Raw genomic sequence first — 18,826 nt, 5'->3', positions numbered from 1 at the left:
GAAGAGGCCGGGCAAGGCAATCAACCTCCTGAATACCTCTCCAAACCCCCGCCCCAGCCCCTGTCCATCAGCCATGTTGCTTTTTGTCGCAGTCTTTTCCGCGCCTATTGCGCCCATCATCTTCAAATGCGCAGCGTTAACGGCTAGTCTCGCAAACATCCATACCGCCGTTGTCTTCCAACCAGAACGAGCCGGCCATGACAGATCTGTCCCGTACCCATGGATTCGCAAGTCAGGCCCTTGGCCTGCGGGACGGGCGTTTCTTCCGGCCACCGCTGCCAGACGGCCATGTGCCGCGCCTGCGGTTGTGCCAGCGGCTGGAAGCCGGTTTGGGCGGGCGGCTGCTGCTGGTCAATGCCCCGGCGGGTTTCGGCAAAAGCTCCCTGGCCATCGAGTTTTGCGAAACACTGCCCGAGCACTGGCGTAGCCTGTGGCTTGGCCTGAGCCAGCGGGACGCCGACCCTGGCCGCTTCCTTGAGCGCTTGCTTGAAGGCCTGCAGCAATACTGCCCGGCACTGGGCGGCCAGGCCATGGGCCTGCTGAAAATGCGCCAGCGCCATCAGCCGTTTGCCTTTGAAGAGTGGCTCGACGGCCTGCTCGACGAGCTGGCGCTGTACCTGCAAGCTGATACGCCGCTGCTGCTGGTACTGGACGACTATCACCTGGCCCAGGGGCCGGTGCTCGACCGTTGCCTGCAGTTCTTCCTCAATCACCTGCCCCCCGGCCTGGTGTTGCTGGTGACCAGCCGCCAGCGGCCAGGCTGGCACCTGGCGCGCCTGCGCCTGTCCCGGCAGTTGGTCGAGCTTAACGAACAGGACCTGCGCCTCACCGCGGATGAGTCGTTGGCAGTGATCGGTCGCCAGCCTACCGGCCTGCGCGGCCAGGCACTGGACAATCTGATCCAGCGCAGCGACGGCTGGGTGGCCGGGTTGCGTTTCTGGCAGTTGGCGGCCAGCGACAGCGCTGACGAGCAAGCCTTGCCCCAGGCGCTGCATGGTGGCGAGGGCCTGATCCGCGACTACCTGCTTGAAGAAGTCATCGACAGGCTACCTGCGGACGTGCAGGCCTTCTTGGACGAAACTGCCTGCCAGGAGCGTTTCTGCGCTCCGCTTTGCGATGCGATGCGTGGCCGCCACGACAGCGCCGCCGTCCTGAGCTTCCTGCAGGCGCATCAGGTGTTCCTTGTGCCGCTGGACGAGCATGGCCACTGGTTCCGCTATCACCATTTGTTCTCCGACCTGCTGCGCAGCCGCCAGGCGAGCGAATCGCAGGTCGCTCTGCATTTGCGGGCCTGCCGCTGGTTTGAAGCTCAAGACCTGCTGGACGAGGCGGTGGAGCAGGCTTTGCGTGCCGGCCACCTCGATGTTGCCGCCGACCTGGTGCAAAGTCTGTCCGAGGAGCAACTGCTGGCCGAGCAGAATGTCGGCATGTTGCTGCGCTGGAAGATGGACCTGCCCGACAGTCTGTTGATCAGCACGCCGCGGCTGATCGTGCTGTACAGCTGGGCGTTGGGGCTGGCTTGCCAGCTGGATGCTGCCGAGGAACTGGCTGGCTACCTCAGTCGCTTTCTGCCCGCGCCTTCGGCGACTGCGCAAAAGTCGATGCTGGCCCAATGGCTGGCACTCAGTGGGGTCATAGCCCGTGGCCGTGGCGACCGCGAGCGCACCCTGGCCTATTGCGGCGAAGCGCTGCAGAGCCTGCCGAGCAAGCGCTATGGCCAGCGGCTGGTGTGTTTGTCGACGCTGTCCAACCTGGCCATTGCCGATGGTGACTTCTGGCGGGCCCGAGGCTGGAACCGCGAGGCCCTGGAGCTGGCCCAGCGGGTCGGTAACCCCTTGTTCGAGGCGCTGGCGCATTACGATCGGGCGCGGGTGCTGCATGCCCGTGGCGAAGTGCTGCGTGCGCTGGACGAAGTGCGCCAAGGGCTGCAACGTCTGCAAGGGCTTTCGGCGCAGCGGCTGTATGCCGTGCGTGCGCGGCTGACGCTTTACGAAGGTTACTTGCTGGTCTCGCGTCTGCAGCCGGCTCAGGGCCGCGCGCGTTTGCGCGCGGGGCTGGGCGAGGCGCGAGCGTGCCGGGACATCAGTGTGCTCATTGGTCATTGCGTGATTGCCACGCTCGATGGCCGGGAAGGTCACTTTGCCGAGGCCTTTGCCGAACTGGCCGAGGCCGAACGCTTGATGCACATCTGGGATGTGCCCCCGGTCTACTACCTGGCCATGATTACCCTGGTCAAATGCGAACTGTGGCTGGCCCAGGGGCGTATCGACCTGGCGGAGTCCTGGCTGCAGCGCCTGGGTCAGACCTATGGCGGCGAGCAGCCGGCGGCGGCACCGGAATTCCATCCGCTGCTGCCGTTGCACATTGCGTTGCAGCAGGCATTGCTTGATCGCATCCAGTTGCGTAGCGACGATGCCGTGCAACGCCTGGCATGCCTGGTAAAGCGCGGCCAGGCCAGTGGCGGCATGATGCTCGCCGTCAGCGCCTTGAGCCAATGGCTTTCCCTGCTGTTGGACGAAGGCAAGGAAGGGCAGGCCGCGCAGTTGCTGCCAAGCTTGCTGGAAGCGGCGCATGGCGGTGTGATGCAGCCGATGCAGCCACTGCTGGAAAAACACCCGCAATGGCTTCAGGAACAACTGCAGGCAGGTGCCGCTTGCCCGGTTCAGGCGGAACTGCTCAAGCACCTGCCGCCAGTGCCAATCGCCAGTACGGGCAACGGCGAAGCGCTGAGTGGCCGCGAAATGGCTGTGCTCGAACTGATTGCCCAAGGCTGTTCCAATCAGCAGATCAGCGAGCGGCTGTTCATTTCCCTGCACACGGTGAAGACCCACGCCAGCCACATCAACAGCAAGTTGGGCGTGGAGCGGCGCACCCAGGCGGTGGCCAAGGCCAAATCCCTGGGGTTGCTGGCGTGATACTGGCCCTGCAGGGCATTGCTCGTTAAAGTGATGGCCTGACGCCATATTTTTTGGCCGACAATGCTCTACCCTCATCTTTCCCGACCAGCTGCCGATACAGCGATCGGTGGCATCGCCTCGCGCGATTTTTCAATCATTCCAAGGCAGGTCGTGTTGATGCTGCAGTACGGGCAAAAGAGCTTTCTGATCGTCGACGACTTTACCGACTTTCGTACGTCGACCCGTTCCATGTTGCGCGAGTTGGGCGTGCGCGACGTGGACACCGCTGACAGCGGCGAGCAGGCGCTGCGCATGTGCGCGCAGAAGCGCTATGACTTCATCCTGCAGGACTTCCATCTGGGCGATGGCAAGAAGAACGGGCAGCAGGTGCTTGAAGACCTGATCATCGACAAGCACATCAGCCATGAGTGCGTGTTCATCATGGTCACTGCCGAGAGCAGTCAGGCGATTGTCCTTAGCGCCATCGAGCACGAGCCCGATGCCTACCTGACCAAACCGTTCAACCGGGTTGGCCTTGCCCAGCGCGTCGAGAAACTGTTCCAGCGCAAGACGTTGCTGAAGCCGATCCTGCAGGCGCTGGACCGCAACCGTCCGGCCGAAGTACTGGCGGCCTGCGCCGAGCTGTGCAAGAAGGATCCGCGCCTGGCACCCTTGTGCTTGCGCTACCGGGCCGATGCCCTGCGCAACCTCAACCGTTTCGAGGAACTGGAAAAATTCCTCAAGGCCATCCTGGCCAGCCGTCCGCAGCCGTGGGTATATGCTGCATTGGGCGCACTGATGCACAAGCGTGGTCAGAATGCTCAGGCCCAGGGTGTATACGAGCAGGCGCTCAAGGCGTTCCCGATCATGCCAGGCCTTTACGATGGCATGGCCGAGGTGCTGGTGGCTCAGGGGGATACCCGGCGCGCGCAGAACCTGCTTGAAGAAGCCGTGCGCCTGTCGCCTTTGTCGGTGCGTCGGCAGTCGACGCTGGGCAAGCTGGCGCTGGAGAACGAAGACTTCGAGAGCGCATCGAAGGCGTTCCGTCATGCGGTGAACCAGGGGCAGAGTTCGCGCTACAAGGATGCCGAAAACAACCTTGGCCTGGTGCAGGCGTTGATGAGCAAGAATGCAGGCTTCGGCCTGGACGCCCGTACCCGGGTCGAGATCAACACCACGCTCAGCGAAGTGGCCAAGGAAAACCCCGAGGACCAAGGCCTGCAGGTGCGTGCGCGGATGATGAAGGCTGCCAGCCTGCAGCAGGCCGGCGACCCGGAAACGGCCGGCAAGTTGACAGAACAGGCGATTCAGCGTCTGGACAAGATGAACCAGTTCTTCTCTGTCGATTCGGCCCTGACTGTCGCTGCGCAATTGCAGGCGATGGGGCAGGAAGCCGCCGCCATCGGCGTGCTGAAGAACTGTGTGGAAAGTTATGGCGATGACCCCAAGGTCATGGAGAAAGTGGGCAAGCTGACGGATGACCCCAGCGTGCTCAACGCTATTACCGAAGCGGTCACCCTCAACCGGCAGGGTGTGCGCAGTTACCAGGGAGGGCAGCTTGGCGAGGCGTTGCAACTGTTCCGAAAGGCATTGGGTTTACAGCCGAAGAATATCAGCATCGCCCTCAACACCGCCCAGGCGCTGCTGCGCATCGGTGGTGACAACCCTCAGCCTGCGATCATGCAGGAGTGCCGCGACGCCTTGACCAGCGTGGCCGGGATCCCTGCCAGCGACAATCGCTATGACCGTTACCGCAAACTGCACATCCGAGTGTTCGGCGCATGAATCAAGACAATCAGGGGCTGGATTTTTCCACGGTGATCGCCTCCACCGTGCACGACCTCAAAAGTTCGTTGTCGGCGCTGATCCAGTCCCACAGCCAGTGGGTGGAGCGGTTGCCCGAGGAACTGCGCGGCGGTGCCGAACAGGGGATCATGGAGCATGAGTTTCGTCACCTCAACGGCATGCTGGTGCAGTTGCTGGGCTTGTACAAACTGGGTGTGAACCAGTTGCCGGTATGCCCGGACTACCATGAGCTGGATGATTTCATCGAAGCTCAGCTGGCGGCGCACGAGGAAGTACTCAAGCACAACGACATTCTCGCCACTTGGCGCATCGACACCGACAACCCGCTGGGTTTCTTCGACCGCGAACTGGTGGCCTCGGTGATCGCCAACGTCATCACCAACGCCACCCGCTTTGCCGGGCACGCCTTGCTGATCACCATCGAAGAGGCCGACAACCAGTTGGCCATTTGCGTCAACGATGACGGCCCGGGTTATCCAAAGCACATGCTCGAGCGCCAGGAGGATTACATCCAGGGCATCGACTCGACCAGCGGCAGTACCGGCCTTGGGTTGTATTTTGCGGCGCGGATCGCAGCATTGCATGAAAGCGGCGGGGTGCGCGGGCGGATCGAGATTTCCAACGGCGGGGCGCTTGGGGGCGGGTTGTTCAGGTTGTTTTTGCCTTGAGGCATTGGGTGCCTGGGCGATCGAGCACCGCCCGCGCGGCGCATCGCGAGCAAGCTCGCTCCTACATCTGTTTCGGGCCAGTATTGCCTGCACCCTCGCGCGCGACCGCCTTGTTTGTTCCACGCAATATCGAGGTGGGCACCAAGGTGGCGCGCACCTCCGCCTCAGGAATAACTGGCCCGAAACAAATGTAGGAGCGAGCTTGCTCGCGATGCGCCGCGCGGGCGGCGCTCGGTCTCGCAGGCGCCACTTCGCTCAAGGCATGAACCTCGTGCACCCACCCCATTTTCCTGTCAGGCTCCCAGCAGAACCCAGCAGAACCCAGCTTCACCTGCGAGAACACCATGACCCAAGCCCCGCCTGCTCTCATCCGCGAAACCTTCCCCGTCGGCCCCTTGCAGTGCAACTGCACGCTGATCGGCGACCCCCTGACCAAGAAAGCCATGGTCGTCGACCCGGGTGGTGATGTGGACAAGATCCTTGCCCGCCTGCAGGTCCACGGCCTGACGCTGGTGAGCATCATCCACACCCATGCGCACTTCGACCACTTCCTCGCCTCAGGCAAGCTCAAGGAGCTGACGGGTGCCACGCTGCACCTGCACAAGGACGACCAGATGCTGTGGGACAACCTTGAGATGCAGTGCCAGATGTTCGGCGTACCTTACACCCCGGTACCGGCACCGGACCGCTGGCTGGGCGATGACGAAGAACTGGCCTGCGGCTGCGGTGTGGCGTTGCATACGCCAGGCCATACCCCGGGCTCGATGAGCTTCTGGTTCGCCGACGCCAAGTTGTTGATTGCCGGTGACACCCTGTTCCGCCGGGGTATTGGCCGCACCGATTTGTGGGGTGGCGACCAGCGGGCAATCGTGCGTTCCATCAAGGAGCGGCTGTACCGGTTGGACGAAGAGGCCGTCGTGGTGACCGGCCACGGGCCCGACACCCGTCTGGGCGACGAGATGCGTGAAAACCCATTCGTGCGTGCCTGATGGCACATGAAGGCACTTTCATGGAATTTTTCGTTGCCGATGCGTTCCAAGGCTGGCATAGAACCCCTTGGGATCTGCCGCATTTATGAATTTCAGTAGGAGCTTGTCCATGTTCACCATGCGTCGTCTGATTATCGTCGCAACCGCCGCTGCACTGATGACCGGCTGCGCCGGCCAGAACCCTTACGACAACCAGGGTCAGGCGCAGGGCTCCACAGGGATGAGCAAGACTGCCAAGTACGGCGGTTTGGGCGCGCTGGCCGGTGCCATCGCGGGTGCCGCCATCGACCACAACAACCGTGGCAAGGGGGCCCTGATCGGTGCCGCAGCAGTGGGTGCTGCCGCTGCAGGTTACGGCTATTACGCCGACAAGCAGGAAGCCGAGCTGCGCGCACAGATGGCCAACACGGGTGTGGAAGTGCAGCGTCAGGGTGACCAGATCAAGCTGATCATGCCGGGCAACATCACCTTCGCCACCGACTCGGCCAACATCGCCCCAAGCTTCTACTCGCCACTGAACAACCTGGCTGGCTCGTTCAAGCAGTTCAACCAGAACACCATCGAAGTGGTCGGCTTCACCGACAGCACGGGCAGCCGCCAGCACAACATGGACCTGTCCCAGCGCCGTGCGCAGGCGGTCAGCACCTACCTGACTTCGCAGGGTGTGGATGCCTCGCGTATCTCTGTACGTGGCATGGGCCCGGACCAGCCGATCGCCAGCAACGCTGACGCCAATGGTCGTGCGCAGAACCGCCGTGTGGAAGTGAACCTGAAGCCGATTCCGGGTCAGCAGTATGAGCAGCAAGGTCAGGTTCAGCAGTATCCCTGATTGACCTTAAGGGCCGCTTTGCGGCTCTGTGGGGGCGGGCAGTCCCGCTCCCACAAGGCTTGCAAAGAAGCCTCTGCTTTTAGCGCGCCACGCTGGCCTGAATCGCCGTCAGGGCTATGGTATGCACGATATCGTCAACCTGCGCCCCTCGCGGCAAGTCGTTCACCGGCTTGCGCAAACCCTGCAGCATCGGCCCCAGGCTGACCCCGTCGGCACTGCGCTGTACCGCCTTGTGCGTGGTATTGCCGGTATTCAGGTCGGGGAACACGAACACCGTGGCGCGCCCGGCCACCGGGCTAGCCGGCGCCAGCTCTCGGGCGATCGCCGGGTTGGCCGCTGCGTCATACTGCAACGGCCCATCGATCAGTAGCTCCTGCGCCGCGTCCTGTGCCAGGCGTGTCGCTTCGCGCACTTTCTCGACCTCTTCATCGCTGGCCGAATCGCTTGAATAGCTGATCATCGCCACCCGTGGCGCGATGCCGAAGGCCTGCGCCGAGGCGGCACTCTGTTGGGCAATCTCCGCCAGCTCGGCAGCGCTTGGGTGCGGGTTCATCACGCAGTCGCCGTACACCAGCACCTGCTCGGGGAACAGCATGAAGAACACCGACGAGACCAGGCTCGAGCCGGGTGCGGTCTTGATCAGCTGCAGGGCCGGGCGGATGGTGTTGGCCGTGGAGTGCACCAGGCCAGAGACCAGGCCGTCCACTTCGTCCAGGGCCAGCATCATGGTGCCGATCACCACCGGGTCTTCCAGCTGCTGCTCGGCCATCGGTGCGTTGAGGTTCTTGCTTTTGCGCAGCTCGACCATGGGTTCCACGTAGCGCCCGCGGATCAGTTCGGGGTCGAGAATCTCCAGCCCTGGCGGCAACGTGATGCCTTGGGCGCGGGCCACGGAGTCAACATCTTCGGGTTTGGCCAGCAGCACACAGCGGGCGATGCCGCGGGCCTGGCAGATGGCTGCGGCCTGCACCAACAGTGGCTCGGCGCCTTCTGGCAGGACGATGCGCTTGTTGGCCTGCTGCGCACGTTGGATCAGCTGGTAGCGGAACACTGCCGGTGACAGGCGCAGTTCGCGCGGCGTGCCGCAGCGCTGGTGCAGCCAGGCCGCGTCGAGGTGGCTGGCGACGAAGTCGGTAATGAACTCGGCACGCTCGCGGTCGTCCACCGGGATTTCGCGGTTCAGCGAGTTGAGCTGGTTGGCGGTGTCGTACGAGCCGGTGCTGACCGAAAGGATCGGCAGGCCGGCCTGCAGGGCACCGCGGCACAGGCCAAGGATACGCACGTCAGGCTTGCTGTCGCTGGTCAGCAGCAAGCCGGCCAGGGGGACGCCATTGATCGCTGCCAGGCTGACAGCGAGGATGATGTCGTCGCGGTCGCCCGGGGTTACCACCAGGGTGCCCGAGGTCAGTAGCGGGACCGTGTTGGCCACCGTGCGTGCACAGATGATGATCTTGCTCATGCGCCGCTGCTCGTAATCGCCGGCATTGAGCACCTGGGCGCCGAGCAGCTCGGCCACATCGCGGGTCCGCGGTGCGTTCAGCTCGGGCTGGTAGGGGATGCAGCCAAGCAGGCGGAAGTCATTACCGCGCAGCAATGGCGAGTGCTCGCGCAGGCGGGTGGCGAAGTCCGCCATGCTCTCGTCGGTACGCACCTTGTTGAGGATCACCCCCAGCACTTTCGGGTCGCGTGGGCCGCCAAACAGTTGGGCCTGCAGTTCGACCCGGCCAGACAGCTCGCTGAGCACTTCGTTTTCCGGGGCCGATACCAGGATTACCTCGGCATCCAGGCTCTTGGCCAGGTGCAGGTTGACCCGCGCTGCGTAGCTGGCGTGGCGCGTGGGCACCATTCCCTCGACCACAACCACGTCATTGCCGACGCAGGCTTGCTGGTAGAGGCGGATGATTTCTTCAAGCAGCTCGTCCAGTTGGCCATCGCCGAGCATGCGCTCGACGTGGGCCAGGCTCAGTGGGACCGGTGGCTTGATGCCGTGAGTGCGGGCGACCAGTTCGGTGGAGCGCTCGGGGCCGGTGTCACCCGGGTGGGGCTGGGCGATAGGCTTGAAGAAGCCGACCTTCAGGCCGGCACGCTCCAAGGTGCGCACCAGGCCCAGGCTGATCGAAGTCAGGCCGACACCAAAGTCGGTCGGCGCAATGAAAAATGTCTGCATGCGTGCTTCTCGAAATAAGCGGTGCAAGAAATTAGCGGTCAAGGGTAGCGCTATCGGCCCCTTGTGCGCACCAGCCGCAAGCGAAAGGCTGGCCGATGTGTTGCGCACGTTGTGCCGGGTCGAGCACCCAGGGGCGTGCCTGCCACGGCGGCTGGTGGCGCAGGTGCTGGGTATGGCCGCACGAAAGTTCCGCCACCCAGTGGCCTTCTTCGTCCTGATGAAAGCCGTTGATCCGACTGATGGGCCGTTGCTCGTCTGCACCACGTTCGCAATCGGACGATGGCAAGGTTACACTTGTCCGCTCTACATTCTTTTGCAAAAGGTCTTGCCCCATGCTGATCGCCGCCAACAAGGCTGTCTCCATCGACTATACCCTGACCAACGACGCCGGGGAGACCATCGACAGCTCCGCCGGTGGCGCGCCGCTGGTTTACCTGCACGGTGCCGGCAACATCATCCCGGGCCTGGAAAAAGCCCTGGAAGGCAAGCAGGCTGGTGACGAACTGAACGTTTCCATTGAACCTGAAGAGGCCTACGGCGAGTACCTGGCCGAACTCGTCAGCACCCTGAACCGTAGCCTGTTCGAAGGTGTCGACGAGCTGGAAGTGGGCATGCAGTTCCACGCTTCGGCGCCGGACGGCCAGATGCAGATCGTCACCATCCGCGACATCGACGGCGACGACGTCACCGTTGATGGCAACCACCCACTGGCCGGTCAGCGCCTGACCTTCCAGGTCAAGGTTGTGAACGTGCGTGACGCCAGCGACGAAGAAATCGCTCACCGTCACATCCACGGTGAAGGTGGCCATCACCACTGATTTTCTGCGCTAAGCTCAGAAAGTCGCCAGGCGCTCGGGCAAGCCGATTTGCCTTCCTACGGGAGGTGAACGGTTTGGACGAGCGCCTTTTTAGTGGGCGGAATTCGCCTGCACGGCAACCGGGAACCTGAGAGGGGATTTCATCATGAGTGCATTTCACGACCTGAAACTGGAAGCGCTGAACGGCGGAGAGCTGCCCCTCGCACCCTTCAAGGGCCAAGTGGTGCTGGTGGTCAACGTTGCCTCCAAATGTGGCCTGACGCCGCAATACAAGGCCCTGGAAAACCTCTACCAGATCTACAAGGACAAGGGCTTCAATGTGCTTGGCCTGCCGTGCAACCAGTTTGCCGGGCAGGAACCGGGTAGCGAAAAGGAAATCCAGGACTTCTGCAGCCTCAACTACGGGGTCAGTTTCCCGCTGGGGAGCAAGCTGGAGGTCAACGGGCCGCAGCGCCATTCGTTGTACCGCCTGCTGGCAGGGGAGGGGGCCGAGTTCCCCGGTGACATTACCTGGAATTTCGAGAAGTTTCTGGTGGGCAAGGATGGCCGGGTGCTGGCGCGTTTCTCGCCGCGCACGGCGCCGGATGACCCAGCGGTGGTGCAGGCCATCGAGAAAGCCCTGGCCTGAAGAGTGCCTGACGTGATGTTTTGGCACCTGTGAGATCGAGTGCCGCGCGGGCGGCGCTGGATCTCACAGGCGCTGCAAACATTGCGCAGAACGCCCAGCCGTAGCACCAGGTTGCCGGCATGCGCTGTTCAGATACCCCTCGAACTGTTCGACAATCGCCGGCCAGCCCTGGCGGCTGGCATGCTGTCGCGCATTCAGGCGCACCCTGCGCAAGGTCTCCACTTCTTCCAGCAACCAGCACGCTGCATCGACAAACGCCGCCTGGTCCCCCGGCATCGCCAGCGCGCCACTGTGGCCATGGCGAATATGCTGCGCGGCGGCCGCCTCGTCATAAGCAACTACCGCCAACCCTGAGGCCATGGCTTCGAGCACCACATTGCCGAAGGTCTCGGTCAGGCTCGGGAACAGGAACAGGTCGCCGCTGGCATAGTGCTCGGCCAGTCGTTCACCGCGCTGGGCGCCGCAAAACACGGCGTCCGGTATCTCTTGTTCGAGCTTGGTGCGCTGAGGCCCGTCGCCGACCATGATCAGGCGCAGGCGCTTTTGTGGATACGTCTTGCGTAATGCCTCGAAGCAAGGCCGTAGCAAGCCAAGGTTCTTTTCCGCCGCCAGCCGCCCGACATGCAGTACGGCGATGTCCTCCGGGCCTAGCCCCCAGCTTTCGCGCAGGGCCTGGCTGCGCCGGGCCGGATTGAACAGGCAGGCATCGACCCCTCGGGCCAGCAACTCCAGGCGTTCGAAACCGCGACGCTCCAGCTCCAGGCGCTGGCTGGCACTCGGCACCAAGGTGATTGCCGTGCGCCGATGGAACCAGCGCAAGTAGTGAGTGAGCAGGCGCGCCAGCAGGCCCAGGCCGTACTGGCCGGAATACTGCGGGAAGTTGGTGTGAAAGCCACTGACCACCGCCACCCCCAGGCGTCGGGCCGCGCGTAGAGCGCTGAGCCCCAGCGGCCCCTCGGTGGCGATGTACAGTACATCCGGGCGCTGCCGGCGCCAGCGGCGCAACAGCTTGTGCATCGACACCTCGCCCCACTGCAAACCCGGGTAGCCCGGCAGCGCCCAGCCACGGCACAGCATCAGCTGCGGATCGTTGTGCACGTGCCCTTCGCCGGCCTGGCGCGGGCGCACCACCTCGACCTCATGGCCGCGTTGGCGCAACCCATCACTGAGGCGGCCAAGGGTGTTGGCCACGCCATTGATCTCGGGTGGGAAGGTTTCGCTGACCAGGGTAATACGTAGGGCGGGTGTATTCATGACAAAAAGTTTCCGCCTGCCGGGTTGCGCTAATGTGACCGCCTTGTGACGTAAAGATGACGCCTGACTGCCGGCATTTTTGCCTTTATGAATATTTCCTCGCACAGCACTCAAGAAGGTGTAGCCGGCAGCCGATGAAGATGCATTCGACTACGTGATGCGCTCCAGGAGAGCGGTGATGTTCAACAACAAGCTCAAGCAAGAAATCCGGCAACTGCGCGAAGACCTGATGTCCATCGAACAGGTCAAGAGTAGTCTCGACAGCGAGATGCTGGTGCTGCAGCTCGACCCTCAGGGACGGATCGAGATGGTCAACGGCAATTTCGAGAGCGAGATGCTCTACCGTGCCGAACAATTGCTTGGACGCAATATCGAGGACATCGTCCCCGCCCACGTAAAGTCGCTGGACTTCTACCAGCGCATGAAAAGTGCGATCAGCCGTGGTGAACACCTGAACGGTGCGTTCCGTCTTCTGCGGGGCAATGGTCAGGAAGCCTGGCTGCGCTCGATCCTGCAGCCGGTGAAGAACAGCGAGGGGCGCATCAAGTACTTCACCCTGCATTCCAGCGACCTCACGCGAACCATCGAGACCTCACGCGAGCACGAAAGCCTGATCAAGGCCCTGATGCGCTCGACTGCGGTGATCGAGTTCGACCTCGACGGCATCATTCTCACTGCCAACGATCGTTTCCTGGCCACCGTCGGCTATCGCCTGGAGCAGATTCGCGGTAAGCACCACCGCATGTTCTGCGAACCGCAGGAGGTCAACTCGGCTGGCTACCAAGCGTTCTGGGAAAGGCTGCGCCGTGGCGAATATATTGCCGAGCGCTTCAAGCGCATCGATGCCCATGGCCGGGTGATCTGGCTGGAGGCCTCGTACAACCCGATCTTCGATGCCCACGATGTGCTGTACAAGGTGGTCAAGTTCGCCACCGTGATCACCGACCAGGTCAACCAGGAGCTGGCAGTGGCCGAGGCGGCAGATGTCGCCTACAACACCTCGCTGGGTACCGATGTCAGTGCTCGCAAGGCCACCGAAGTGGTCACCCAGACTGTCACCGTGATGCGTGGACTGGAGGCTTCGATGCAAGAGGCCGCCGACGGCATCCAGGCGCTGGATACCCAGTCGCGGGTGATCGGTTCGATCATCAAGACCATCAGCGACATTGCCGGGCAGACCAACCTGCTGGCCCTTAACGCGGCCATCGAAGCTGCCCGCGCGGGCGAGCAAGGGCGGGGCTTTGCCGTCGTTGCCGACGAAGTGCGCCAACTGGCCTCTCGCACCAGCACCGCCACCGAAGAAATCGCCCGGGTGGTACAGCAGAACGAACAACTGGCGCAGGCGGCGGTGTCGATCATCGACACCAGCAAGCGCCAAGCCGAACAGGGGCTGGCGCTGGCGGATGAGACGGGCAGCGTAATTGTCGAGATCCAGGACGGGGCGAAGCGGGTGGTGGATGTGGTGGGGCAGTTTTCCAGCCGGCTGAGTCTTTGATATGGCTTGGGGTTTGTGATGGCCATGGGATCGAGCTTCGCCTGCGCGGCGCTCGATCTCAAGAACGATAAAAATTTCCAGCCTTACCCACAGCAACAACTGAACAGCTGAACTTCGCCGAGCATGCCGGAAACGAAGTCGCATTTTCCTACAACTGACTCAGAAACCTCCGATCCGAATCCATGATGGGATTTCCCCCTGCACACGTTGTCAGGGAGACACCTCATGTACCTGGATTACCTCGTGCCCTCCTGGCACGAGATCGAGTCACGTGTCATCGCCATGGTGGGCTACCCAAGCGGTGGCCAGTTCCGCACCAGCCTCAATGAAGAGGTCGCCTCACTGGGCCTCAACCTGCGCCGGATCGAAGCTGTCCGCACAGCCTTCTACCACGCCGAATGGCAGGCGGCGCACCTGCTACGCCAGCGCTTCGCCGACCTCGACATCAACAGCATCGTCGACGAACTGCTGAGGGTCGTGCAGCAGATGGCGATGATCGTCGTCGGCAGCACCATTACCGGTGGCCTGCTTGGCGCGACGGTAGGCGCATTCGCCGGCGGCGCCGGAACCATTCCGTTCGCCGGCGCAGGCGCGGCCATGGGCCTCAAGGTCAGCGGCTGGATCCTTGGCGCGCTGGGGCTGGCTTCCATCGCCGAGTTCTTCGTCGAGGGCTTGCCGCGGATCGGCGAGTACTACGTCGATGGCATCCGCTTCGCCTGGGAAGGCACCTGCGGCAATGAAGGCACCGGCCCGTTCTGCCGGGACGACCCCTATGCGATATCCCGGGCCACGCATCAGATTGCCCAAGGCCATGTGGAAGTCGTGGTGCTGTTGTTGGGGGCAATTGTGTCGTACCTCACCCGCGGGCGCGGCGATGCCCGGGTGCTGGCCCAGGAAATGGCGGCCAGCCGCAAAGGCGCGCGGCTGGGGCAATGGATGCTCCAGCATGAAGAGGGGTTGAAGAAACGGCCGGATCTGCAGGTGCCGGAGCGGCGCAAGGGGGCGATGGATGATCCGCAGCCCGTTAGCCCGAATCAGCCCAGGAAAGCACCAACAAAGACCCATCCGGGCGCGATGGCATTGCATAACGTTGAATGTTTCAAAGCTGATAAAGTACCGGAATACAAAATAGGCGAATTCAAACGACAGTTGAATGGCCAGGAAGACGGGCTCAACTGGATGACCGTTGAAGAATTTTTGGAAAAAGTTAAAAACCCAAATCAGCGCAATAAAGGGCTCGCCCAGAGAGCGAGAAAAAAGGAGCAAGAATTTATCAAGGAAAAAATTGAAAAAGAGCTCAGGAAAACCATGGGCCCATTTGAAGCGCAACGGGTTGCAATAGAAAAAGCCAGAAATCGGATGTCAATTACAGCAGCACTGCACAATCCGGATCTCGTCGCCGGAGGTAGAGACGTCATATCGGACTTTGGGGACCGCCAGGTAAACTCAGTGATAGGCGCCCAATGGAAAACCAGGATACCCAACTTAAAGAAAGCGGCCGAAAGGGTACCCCTGGAGTCCAGAGGCTCAATCCGCATGAATGTCAAATTACATAAGTGCTAAGGTGAGAAGGTTGAAATGGATAAAGTATTTGCCAATTTGATTGAGAGTTTCGGTCCGCCGATTGACCGCCGGGAAGTACCTGGCTCCACAATCGAAAGATACAGAGACAAGCTTCCTCCCAAGCTTTTGGAATATTGGTCCGAGCATGGGTGGGGGGGCTACGGTGAGGGCATATTCTGGCTAGTCGATCCGCAAGAATATGACGCCGTAGTTTCCTGCTGGATCGCAGGCACGGAACTTGCTTCGCACGACAACTATCATTTGATTGCGAGAAGTGCCTTCGGCGACTTGTATCTTTGGGGAGAGAAAACTGGCTTTTCATTGGAGATAACAAGCGTTGGGGCTCAGTACATATTTTATCGAACTGAATTCACAAAGGAACAACTAAATACTGAGCTTCAAGGCTTTATTTTGTCAAGAGAAGTGGAGTCAATGGATTTCAATGGTCTCTTCAATCCCGCCAAGGAAAAACTGGGTAGACTTAAACATGACGAGATGTACGGCTTTTTCCCCGCGCTCATGCTGGGCGGGGCTGACTCCCTGCAACATCTTAAAAAAGTCAGCGCTGTTGAACACTTGATCTTTCTGGCGCAATTGACAGATCTTCAACCTTACTCTTTTTCCGAGCAGCCAGACTAATGCCGCAGTCAGCCAGCACCGCCACCGAGGAAATCGCCCGGGTGATGGATGTAGTGGAACAGTTTTCCAGTCGGTTGAGTCTTTGATAATTTGTAATGGCCATGGGATCGAGTTTCGCCTGCGCGGCGCTCGATCTAAAGAACGATAAAAATCTCCAGCCTTACCCACGGTAACAACTGAATAGCTGAACTTCTAAGTTGCAGGAGAGAATTCAGAGAGATCTTATGATAACTATGAATGCCATTGAAGCTAGAAAGCTCTCGGTGAAGCAGGCAAAGGAAACCCTGTCATCTCTAGCAGCTTTGCACAATCCATGAATGCTAGTCGCTTGAGGGTTTCACCGTGGATGAGGTTTTTTCCCTGTTTGTAGAGCAAGTTGGTGAGCCGTTTTTTCGACAGGAGGTTCCTCCCTCAAGTCTGGATCGATACAGAGGGATCTTGCCGAACAAATTGTTAGCGTATTGGAGTGAGCACGGTTGGTGCGGGTATGGTGACGGGATATTTTGGACTGTCAACCCCCAGGAATATGAAGGGGTAACTGCCTCGCTTATCGAAGGCACAATATTGGAGAAGCGGGATAGATACCACCTGATCGCTCGCGGCGCATTTGGTGACCTGTATCTCTTTGGAGAGAAAACGGGTTTCTCAGTAAAGATTTTGGCTCATATTTCACGATACAGGGGCAGTGAATATGAGTTGACGGCGGCGGATATGGACAGGGAAGTGCAAGGTTTCTTCCTTGGCAAAGAGAAGGCGTCTGTTGACTTTGATGGTATGTTCGAGCCCGCAAAGAAGAAATTGGGCATGCTAAAGCATGATGAAATGTATGGGTTCGTTCCAGCCTTGGCGTTCGGCGGGTCAAGCGACCTTGCTAACCTCGAGAAGGTTAAGGCAGTGGAACATCTAATACTGCTTTCTCAGATTGCCACCCTCGAACCCTACAGTTTCTCCGACTTCTAAAAAGCAATCCGCAAAAAGGGGCTGCCCTGCAGCCCCTCGCTCCTTCAGCTCCGCTCCCGCACCCAGAACAACGTAGCCCCGGCCACTGCCGCCGGCATCATCAGCACGTTCACGCCTGGAATCATCAGCGCCAGGTAGGTGATGCCGCCAAAGCCCAGGCTCTGCCAGCGCTTCTGGCGCAGCCAGGCGAGCATGTCCTGCCAGCTCATCTTGTTGTTGTCCGCCGGGTAGTCGATGTACTGGATGGCCATCATCCACACGCCGAAGATCAGCCATAGCGGCGCAGCCACCACGTTGACCACCGGGATCAGCGACAGGACGAAAAGGCCGATGGCGCGTGGCAGGAAGTAGCCCAGCTTGCGCATTTCGCGGCTGAAGGTGCGCGGTACCATGGCTGCCAGCTCGCCCCAGCTGAAGGCTGGGAAGGTGTCTTCGCCACGCACTACCACCTCGACCTTTTCCGCCAGAAAGCCGTTGAACGGCGCGGCAATGATATTGGCCACCAAGGTGAAGGTGAAGAACACCATCAGCACCAGCAAGGCAACGAACAGCGGCCAGAGGATGTAGCTGAGGAAGCTAAGCCAGTCAGGCAGCGTGGGCATCAGGGCATCGAGCCACAGGCCGAACTGGTGGCCGGCGAAGTAGATCAGGCCACCGAACAGCAACAGGTTGACCGCCAGAGGCAGCAGCACGAACAACCGCAGGTTGGGGCTCAGCACCAGTTTCAGGCCTTCGCGCAGGTATTGGGGGCCAGAGAGGACAGGGGCTTGCATCTAGAGACTCCGCAGAGAAGGAAAACGCGCTGACCTTACCGAGTTTGCCGCGCCGACGAAAGGCACGCCGTGGGCGGGAAACGGGATGTAACAAAAGCGCCCGGGGCTTGTTTATCGATGAAATCGCAGCATAGGCGATGCCTATGAGGTGGATTGTCTAAGGATATTTCCTTAATCTTTGCGACCTCGCTACAGTGCGCTCAACTTTTCGCTTTGCGGGCCTGCGCGTTTTAGCCTTCCCCAAGTGCTGCGTGGGTCCTTTTTAATTTCTTGGCTGGCGCAGCCGGTACACCGATGCCGGCCCTGCGGCCCGCTCGACAGGAGTTCGACATGTCTGAAGTACGTCATTCGCGCGTCATCATTCTCGGTTCCGGCCCTGCCGGTTACAGCGCTGCGGTGTATGCCGCCCGTGCCAACCTCAAGCCGCTGCTGATCACCGGCATGCAGGCGGGTGGCCAGCTGACCACCACCACCGAAGTCGACAACTGGCCGGGCGACCCCCACGGCCTGACCGGCCCGGCTCTGATGCAGCGTATGCAAGAGCACGCCGAGCGTTTTGAAACCGAAATCGTCTTCGACCACATCAACGCTGTCGACCTGGCCAACAAGCCGTTCACCCTGCAGGGTGACAGCGGCAAGTACACCTGTGATGCGCTGATCATCGCCACTGGCGCCAGCGCTCGCTACCTGGGCCTGCCGTCGGAAGAAACCTTCATGGGCAAGGGTGTTTCGGCCTGTGCCACCTGTGACGGTTTCTTCTACCGCAACAAGCCGGTCGCCGTGGTCGGTGGTGGTAACACTGCCGTGGAAGAGGCACTGTACCTGGCCAACATCGCCAGCAAAGTGACCCTGGTACACCGTCGCGAAACCTTCCGCGCCGAGAAGATCCTGGTCGACAAGCTGAACGCCCGTGTGGCCGAAGGCAAGATCGAGCTCAAGCTCAACGCCACCCTGGACGAAGTGCTGGGTGACAACATGGGTGTAACCGGTGCGCGCCTGAAGAACAACGACGGCAGTAGCGACGAAATCAAGGTCGACGGCGTGTTCATCGCCATTGGCCACACCCCGAACACTTCGCTGTTCGAAGGCCAGCTGACCCTCAAAGACGGCTACCTGGTAGTCAATGGCGGTCGCGAAGGCAACGCCACCGCTACCAACGTCGAGGGTGTGTTTGCCGCTGGCGACGTGGCTGACCACGTTTACCGCCAGGCCATCACTTCGGCCGGTGCGGGCTGCATGGCGGCGCTGGATGTCGAGCGCTACCTGGACGGTTTGGCCAACGCCTCGTTCTGATCTGAGAAAAAGGGGTGCAAAGCGCCCCCAATAAAAAACCGGCCAAG

General features: G+C 61.0%; 16 protein-coding genes and 1 pseudogene. 13 read left to right on the top strand and 4 right to left on the bottom strand.

The features are described from left to right. Positions 1-197 precede the first annotated feature (197 nt). From ACF8FB_RS11560 to ACF8FB_RS11540, 5 genes are all read left to right on the top strand, one after another. Positions 198-2,915: a LuxR C-terminal-related transcriptional regulator gene (locus ACF8FB_RS11560; protein WP_392511357.1), complete on the top strand. Its 2,718-nt coding sequence runs from the start codon at positions 198-200 to the stop codon at positions 2,913-2,915. 159 nt (positions 2,916-3,074) lie between these two features. After that, positions 3,075-4,682, top strand: coding sequence for a tetratricopeptide repeat-containing response regulator (locus ACF8FB_RS11555; protein WP_003247330.1), 1,608 nt, complete (start codon positions 3,075-3,077; stop codon positions 4,680-4,682). Further along, a complete protein-coding gene (locus ACF8FB_RS11550) occupies positions 4,679-5,371 on the top strand; it encodes a sensor histidine kinase KdpD (protein ID WP_010952009.1) in 693 nt (230 codons plus the stop codon). Before ACF8FB_RS11555 ends, ACF8FB_RS11550 begins: the two co-directional genes overlap by 4 nt. Positions 5,372-5,715: 344 nt before the next feature. Further along, positions 5,716-6,360 (top strand): MBL fold metallo-hydrolase, encoded by a 645-nt coding sequence (locus tag ACF8FB_RS11545; RefSeq protein ID WP_020192733.1) that lies wholly within the window; start codon positions 5,716-5,718, stop codon positions 6,358-6,360. A gap of 109 nt (positions 6,361-6,469) precedes the next feature. After that, positions 6,470-7,189 carry an OmpA family protein gene (locus ACF8FB_RS11540; protein ID WP_003247328.1) on the top strand — a complete coding sequence of 240 codons (720 nt, stop codon included), beginning with the start codon at positions 6,470-6,472 and terminating at the stop codon, positions 7,187-7,189. Positions 7,190-7,268: 79 nt separating this feature from the next. Here the strand turns inward: ACF8FB_RS11540 and pta are convergent, their stop codons facing one another. Next, positions 7,269-9,356: a phosphate acetyltransferase gene (pta, locus tag ACF8FB_RS11535; RefSeq protein ID WP_392511356.1), complete on the bottom strand. Its 2,088-nt coding sequence runs from the start codon at positions 9,354-9,356 to the stop codon at positions 7,269-7,271. Positions 9,357-9,387: 31 nt separating this feature from the next. Then, positions 9,388-9,690, bottom strand: a complete 303-nt coding sequence (locus ACF8FB_RS11530) for a DUF3565 domain-containing protein (RefSeq protein WP_010952015.1) — start codon at positions 9,688-9,690, stop codon at positions 9,388-9,390. On the opposite strand from ACF8FB_RS11530, the gene ACF8FB_RS11525 reads away from it, so the two are divergent. After that, entirely contained in the window at positions 9,689-10,174 is a 486-nt protein-coding gene (locus ACF8FB_RS11525; RefSeq protein ID WP_003247325.1) for a peptidylprolyl isomerase, read from the top strand. The two genes, ACF8FB_RS11530 and ACF8FB_RS11525, sit on opposite strands and share 2 nt — an antisense overlap. A gap of 145 nt (positions 10,175-10,319) precedes the next feature. Continuing rightward, a complete protein-coding gene (locus ACF8FB_RS11520) occupies positions 10,320-10,802 on the top strand; it encodes a glutathione peroxidase (RefSeq protein WP_004575870.1) in 483 nt (160 codons plus the stop codon). 63 nt (positions 10,803-10,865) lie between these two features. Here the strand turns inward: ACF8FB_RS11520 and ACF8FB_RS11515 are convergent, their stop codons facing one another. Then, positions 10,866-12,056: a glycosyltransferase family 1 protein gene (locus tag ACF8FB_RS11515; protein WP_010952016.1), complete on the bottom strand. Its 1,191-nt coding sequence runs from the start codon at positions 12,054-12,056 to the stop codon at positions 10,866-10,868. A gap of 157 nt (positions 12,057-12,213) precedes the next feature. On the opposite strand from ACF8FB_RS11515, the pseudogene ACF8FB_RS11510 reads away from it, so the two are divergent. From ACF8FB_RS11510 to ACF8FB_RS11490, 5 genes and pseudogenes are all read left to right on the top strand, one after another. Next, a pseudogene (locus tag ACF8FB_RS11510) lies at positions 12,214-12,957 on the top strand (PAS domain-containing protein); the annotation flags it as partial. A 162-nt stretch (positions 12,958-13,119) separates the two neighbouring features. Next, complete coding sequence (locus tag ACF8FB_RS11505) at positions 13,120-13,551, top strand: methyl-accepting chemotaxis protein (protein ID WP_370626866.1); 432 nt, start codon at positions 13,120-13,122, stop codon at positions 13,549-13,551. 225 nt (positions 13,552-13,776) lie between these two features. Then, entirely contained in the window at positions 13,777-15,114 is a 1,338-nt protein-coding gene (locus ACF8FB_RS11500) for a DUF6861 domain-containing protein (protein ID WP_392511355.1), read from the top strand. Positions 15,115-15,129: 15 nt separating this feature from the next. Further along, positions 15,130-15,753: a GAD-like domain-containing protein gene (locus ACF8FB_RS11495; protein WP_392511354.1), complete on the top strand. Its 624-nt coding sequence runs from the start codon at positions 15,130-15,132 to the stop codon at positions 15,751-15,753. A gap of 342 nt (positions 15,754-16,095) precedes the next feature. Beyond that, positions 16,096-16,713, top strand: coding sequence for a GAD-like domain-containing protein (locus ACF8FB_RS11490; protein WP_392510209.1), 618 nt, complete (start codon positions 16,096-16,098; stop codon positions 16,711-16,713). Positions 16,714-16,757: 44 nt separating this feature from the next. Here ACF8FB_RS11490 and cysZ read toward each other — a convergent pair whose 3' ends face one another. Beyond that, on the bottom strand, positions 16,758-17,486 hold the full coding sequence (gene cysZ / locus ACF8FB_RS11485) for a sulfate transporter CysZ (protein ID WP_010952022.1): 729 nt from the start codon (positions 17,484-17,486) through the stop codon (positions 16,758-16,760). A gap of 330 nt (positions 17,487-17,816) precedes the next feature. Here cysZ and trxB point away from each other — a divergent pair, with 330 nt between their 5' ends. Further along, positions 17,817-18,779 (top strand): thioredoxin-disulfide reductase, encoded by a 963-nt coding sequence (gene trxB / locus ACF8FB_RS11480; RefSeq protein WP_003247318.1) that lies wholly within the window; start codon positions 17,817-17,819, stop codon positions 18,777-18,779. Positions 18,780-18,826: the final 47 nt, after the last annotated feature.

Origin of the sequence: Pseudomonas sp. yb_2, from assembly GCF_043103905.1 — a bacterium.
Lineage (GTDB): Bacteria > Pseudomonadota > Gammaproteobacteria > Pseudomonadales > Pseudomonadaceae > Aquipseudomonas > Aquipseudomonas alloputida.
Note: the sequence above shows the minus strand (reverse complement) of the source record. Positions and strands in the feature narration are given on the sequence as shown.

Coding starts and splice junctions, on each gene's coding strand:
- ACF8FB_RS11530 (WP_010952015.1), bottom strand. CDS start 9,690: ATGGGGCAAGACCTTTTGCAAAAGAATGTAGAGCGGACAAGTGTAACC.
- ACF8FB_RS11550 (WP_010952009.1), top strand. CDS start 4,679: ATGAATCAAGACAATCAGGGGCTGGATTTTTCCACGGTGATCGCCTCC.
- ACF8FB_RS11555 (WP_003247330.1), top strand. CDS start 3,075: ATGCTGCAGTACGGGCAAAAGAGCTTTCTGATCGTCGACGACTTTACC.
- ACF8FB_RS11495 (WP_392511354.1), top strand. CDS start 15,130: ATGGATAAAGTATTTGCCAATTTGATTGAGAGTTTCGGTCCGCCGATT.
- ACF8FB_RS11500 (WP_392511355.1), top strand. CDS start 13,777: ATGTACCTGGATTACCTCGTGCCCTCCTGGCACGAGATCGAGTCACGT.
- pta (WP_392511356.1), bottom strand. CDS start 9,356: ATGCAGACATTTTTCATTGCGCCGACCGACTTTGGTGTCGGCCTGACT.
- ACF8FB_RS11525 (WP_003247325.1), top strand. CDS start 9,689: ATGCTGATCGCCGCCAACAAGGCTGTCTCCATCGACTATACCCTGACC.
- ACF8FB_RS11505 (WP_370626866.1), top strand. CDS start 13,120: ATGCGTGGACTGGAGGCTTCGATGCAAGAGGCCGCCGACGGCATCCAG.
- ACF8FB_RS11515 (WP_010952016.1), bottom strand. CDS start 12,056: ATGAATACACCCGCCCTACGTATTACCCTGGTCAGCGAAACCTTCCCA.
- ACF8FB_RS11520 (WP_004575870.1), top strand. CDS start 10,320: ATGAGTGCATTTCACGACCTGAAACTGGAAGCGCTGAACGGCGGAGAG.
- ACF8FB_RS11545 (WP_020192733.1), top strand. CDS start 5,716: ATGACCCAAGCCCCGCCTGCTCTCATCCGCGAAACCTTCCCCGTCGGC.
- cysZ (WP_010952022.1), bottom strand. CDS start 17,486: ATGCAAGCCCCTGTCCTCTCTGGCCCCCAATACCTGCGCGAAGGCCTG.
- ACF8FB_RS11540 (WP_003247328.1), top strand. CDS start 6,470: ATGTTCACCATGCGTCGTCTGATTATCGTCGCAACCGCCGCTGCACTG.
- trxB (WP_003247318.1), top strand. CDS start 17,817: ATGTCTGAAGTACGTCATTCGCGCGTCATCATTCTCGGTTCCGGCCCT.
- ACF8FB_RS11560 (WP_392511357.1), top strand. CDS start 198: ATGACAGATCTGTCCCGTACCCATGGATTCGCAAGTCAGGCCCTTGGC.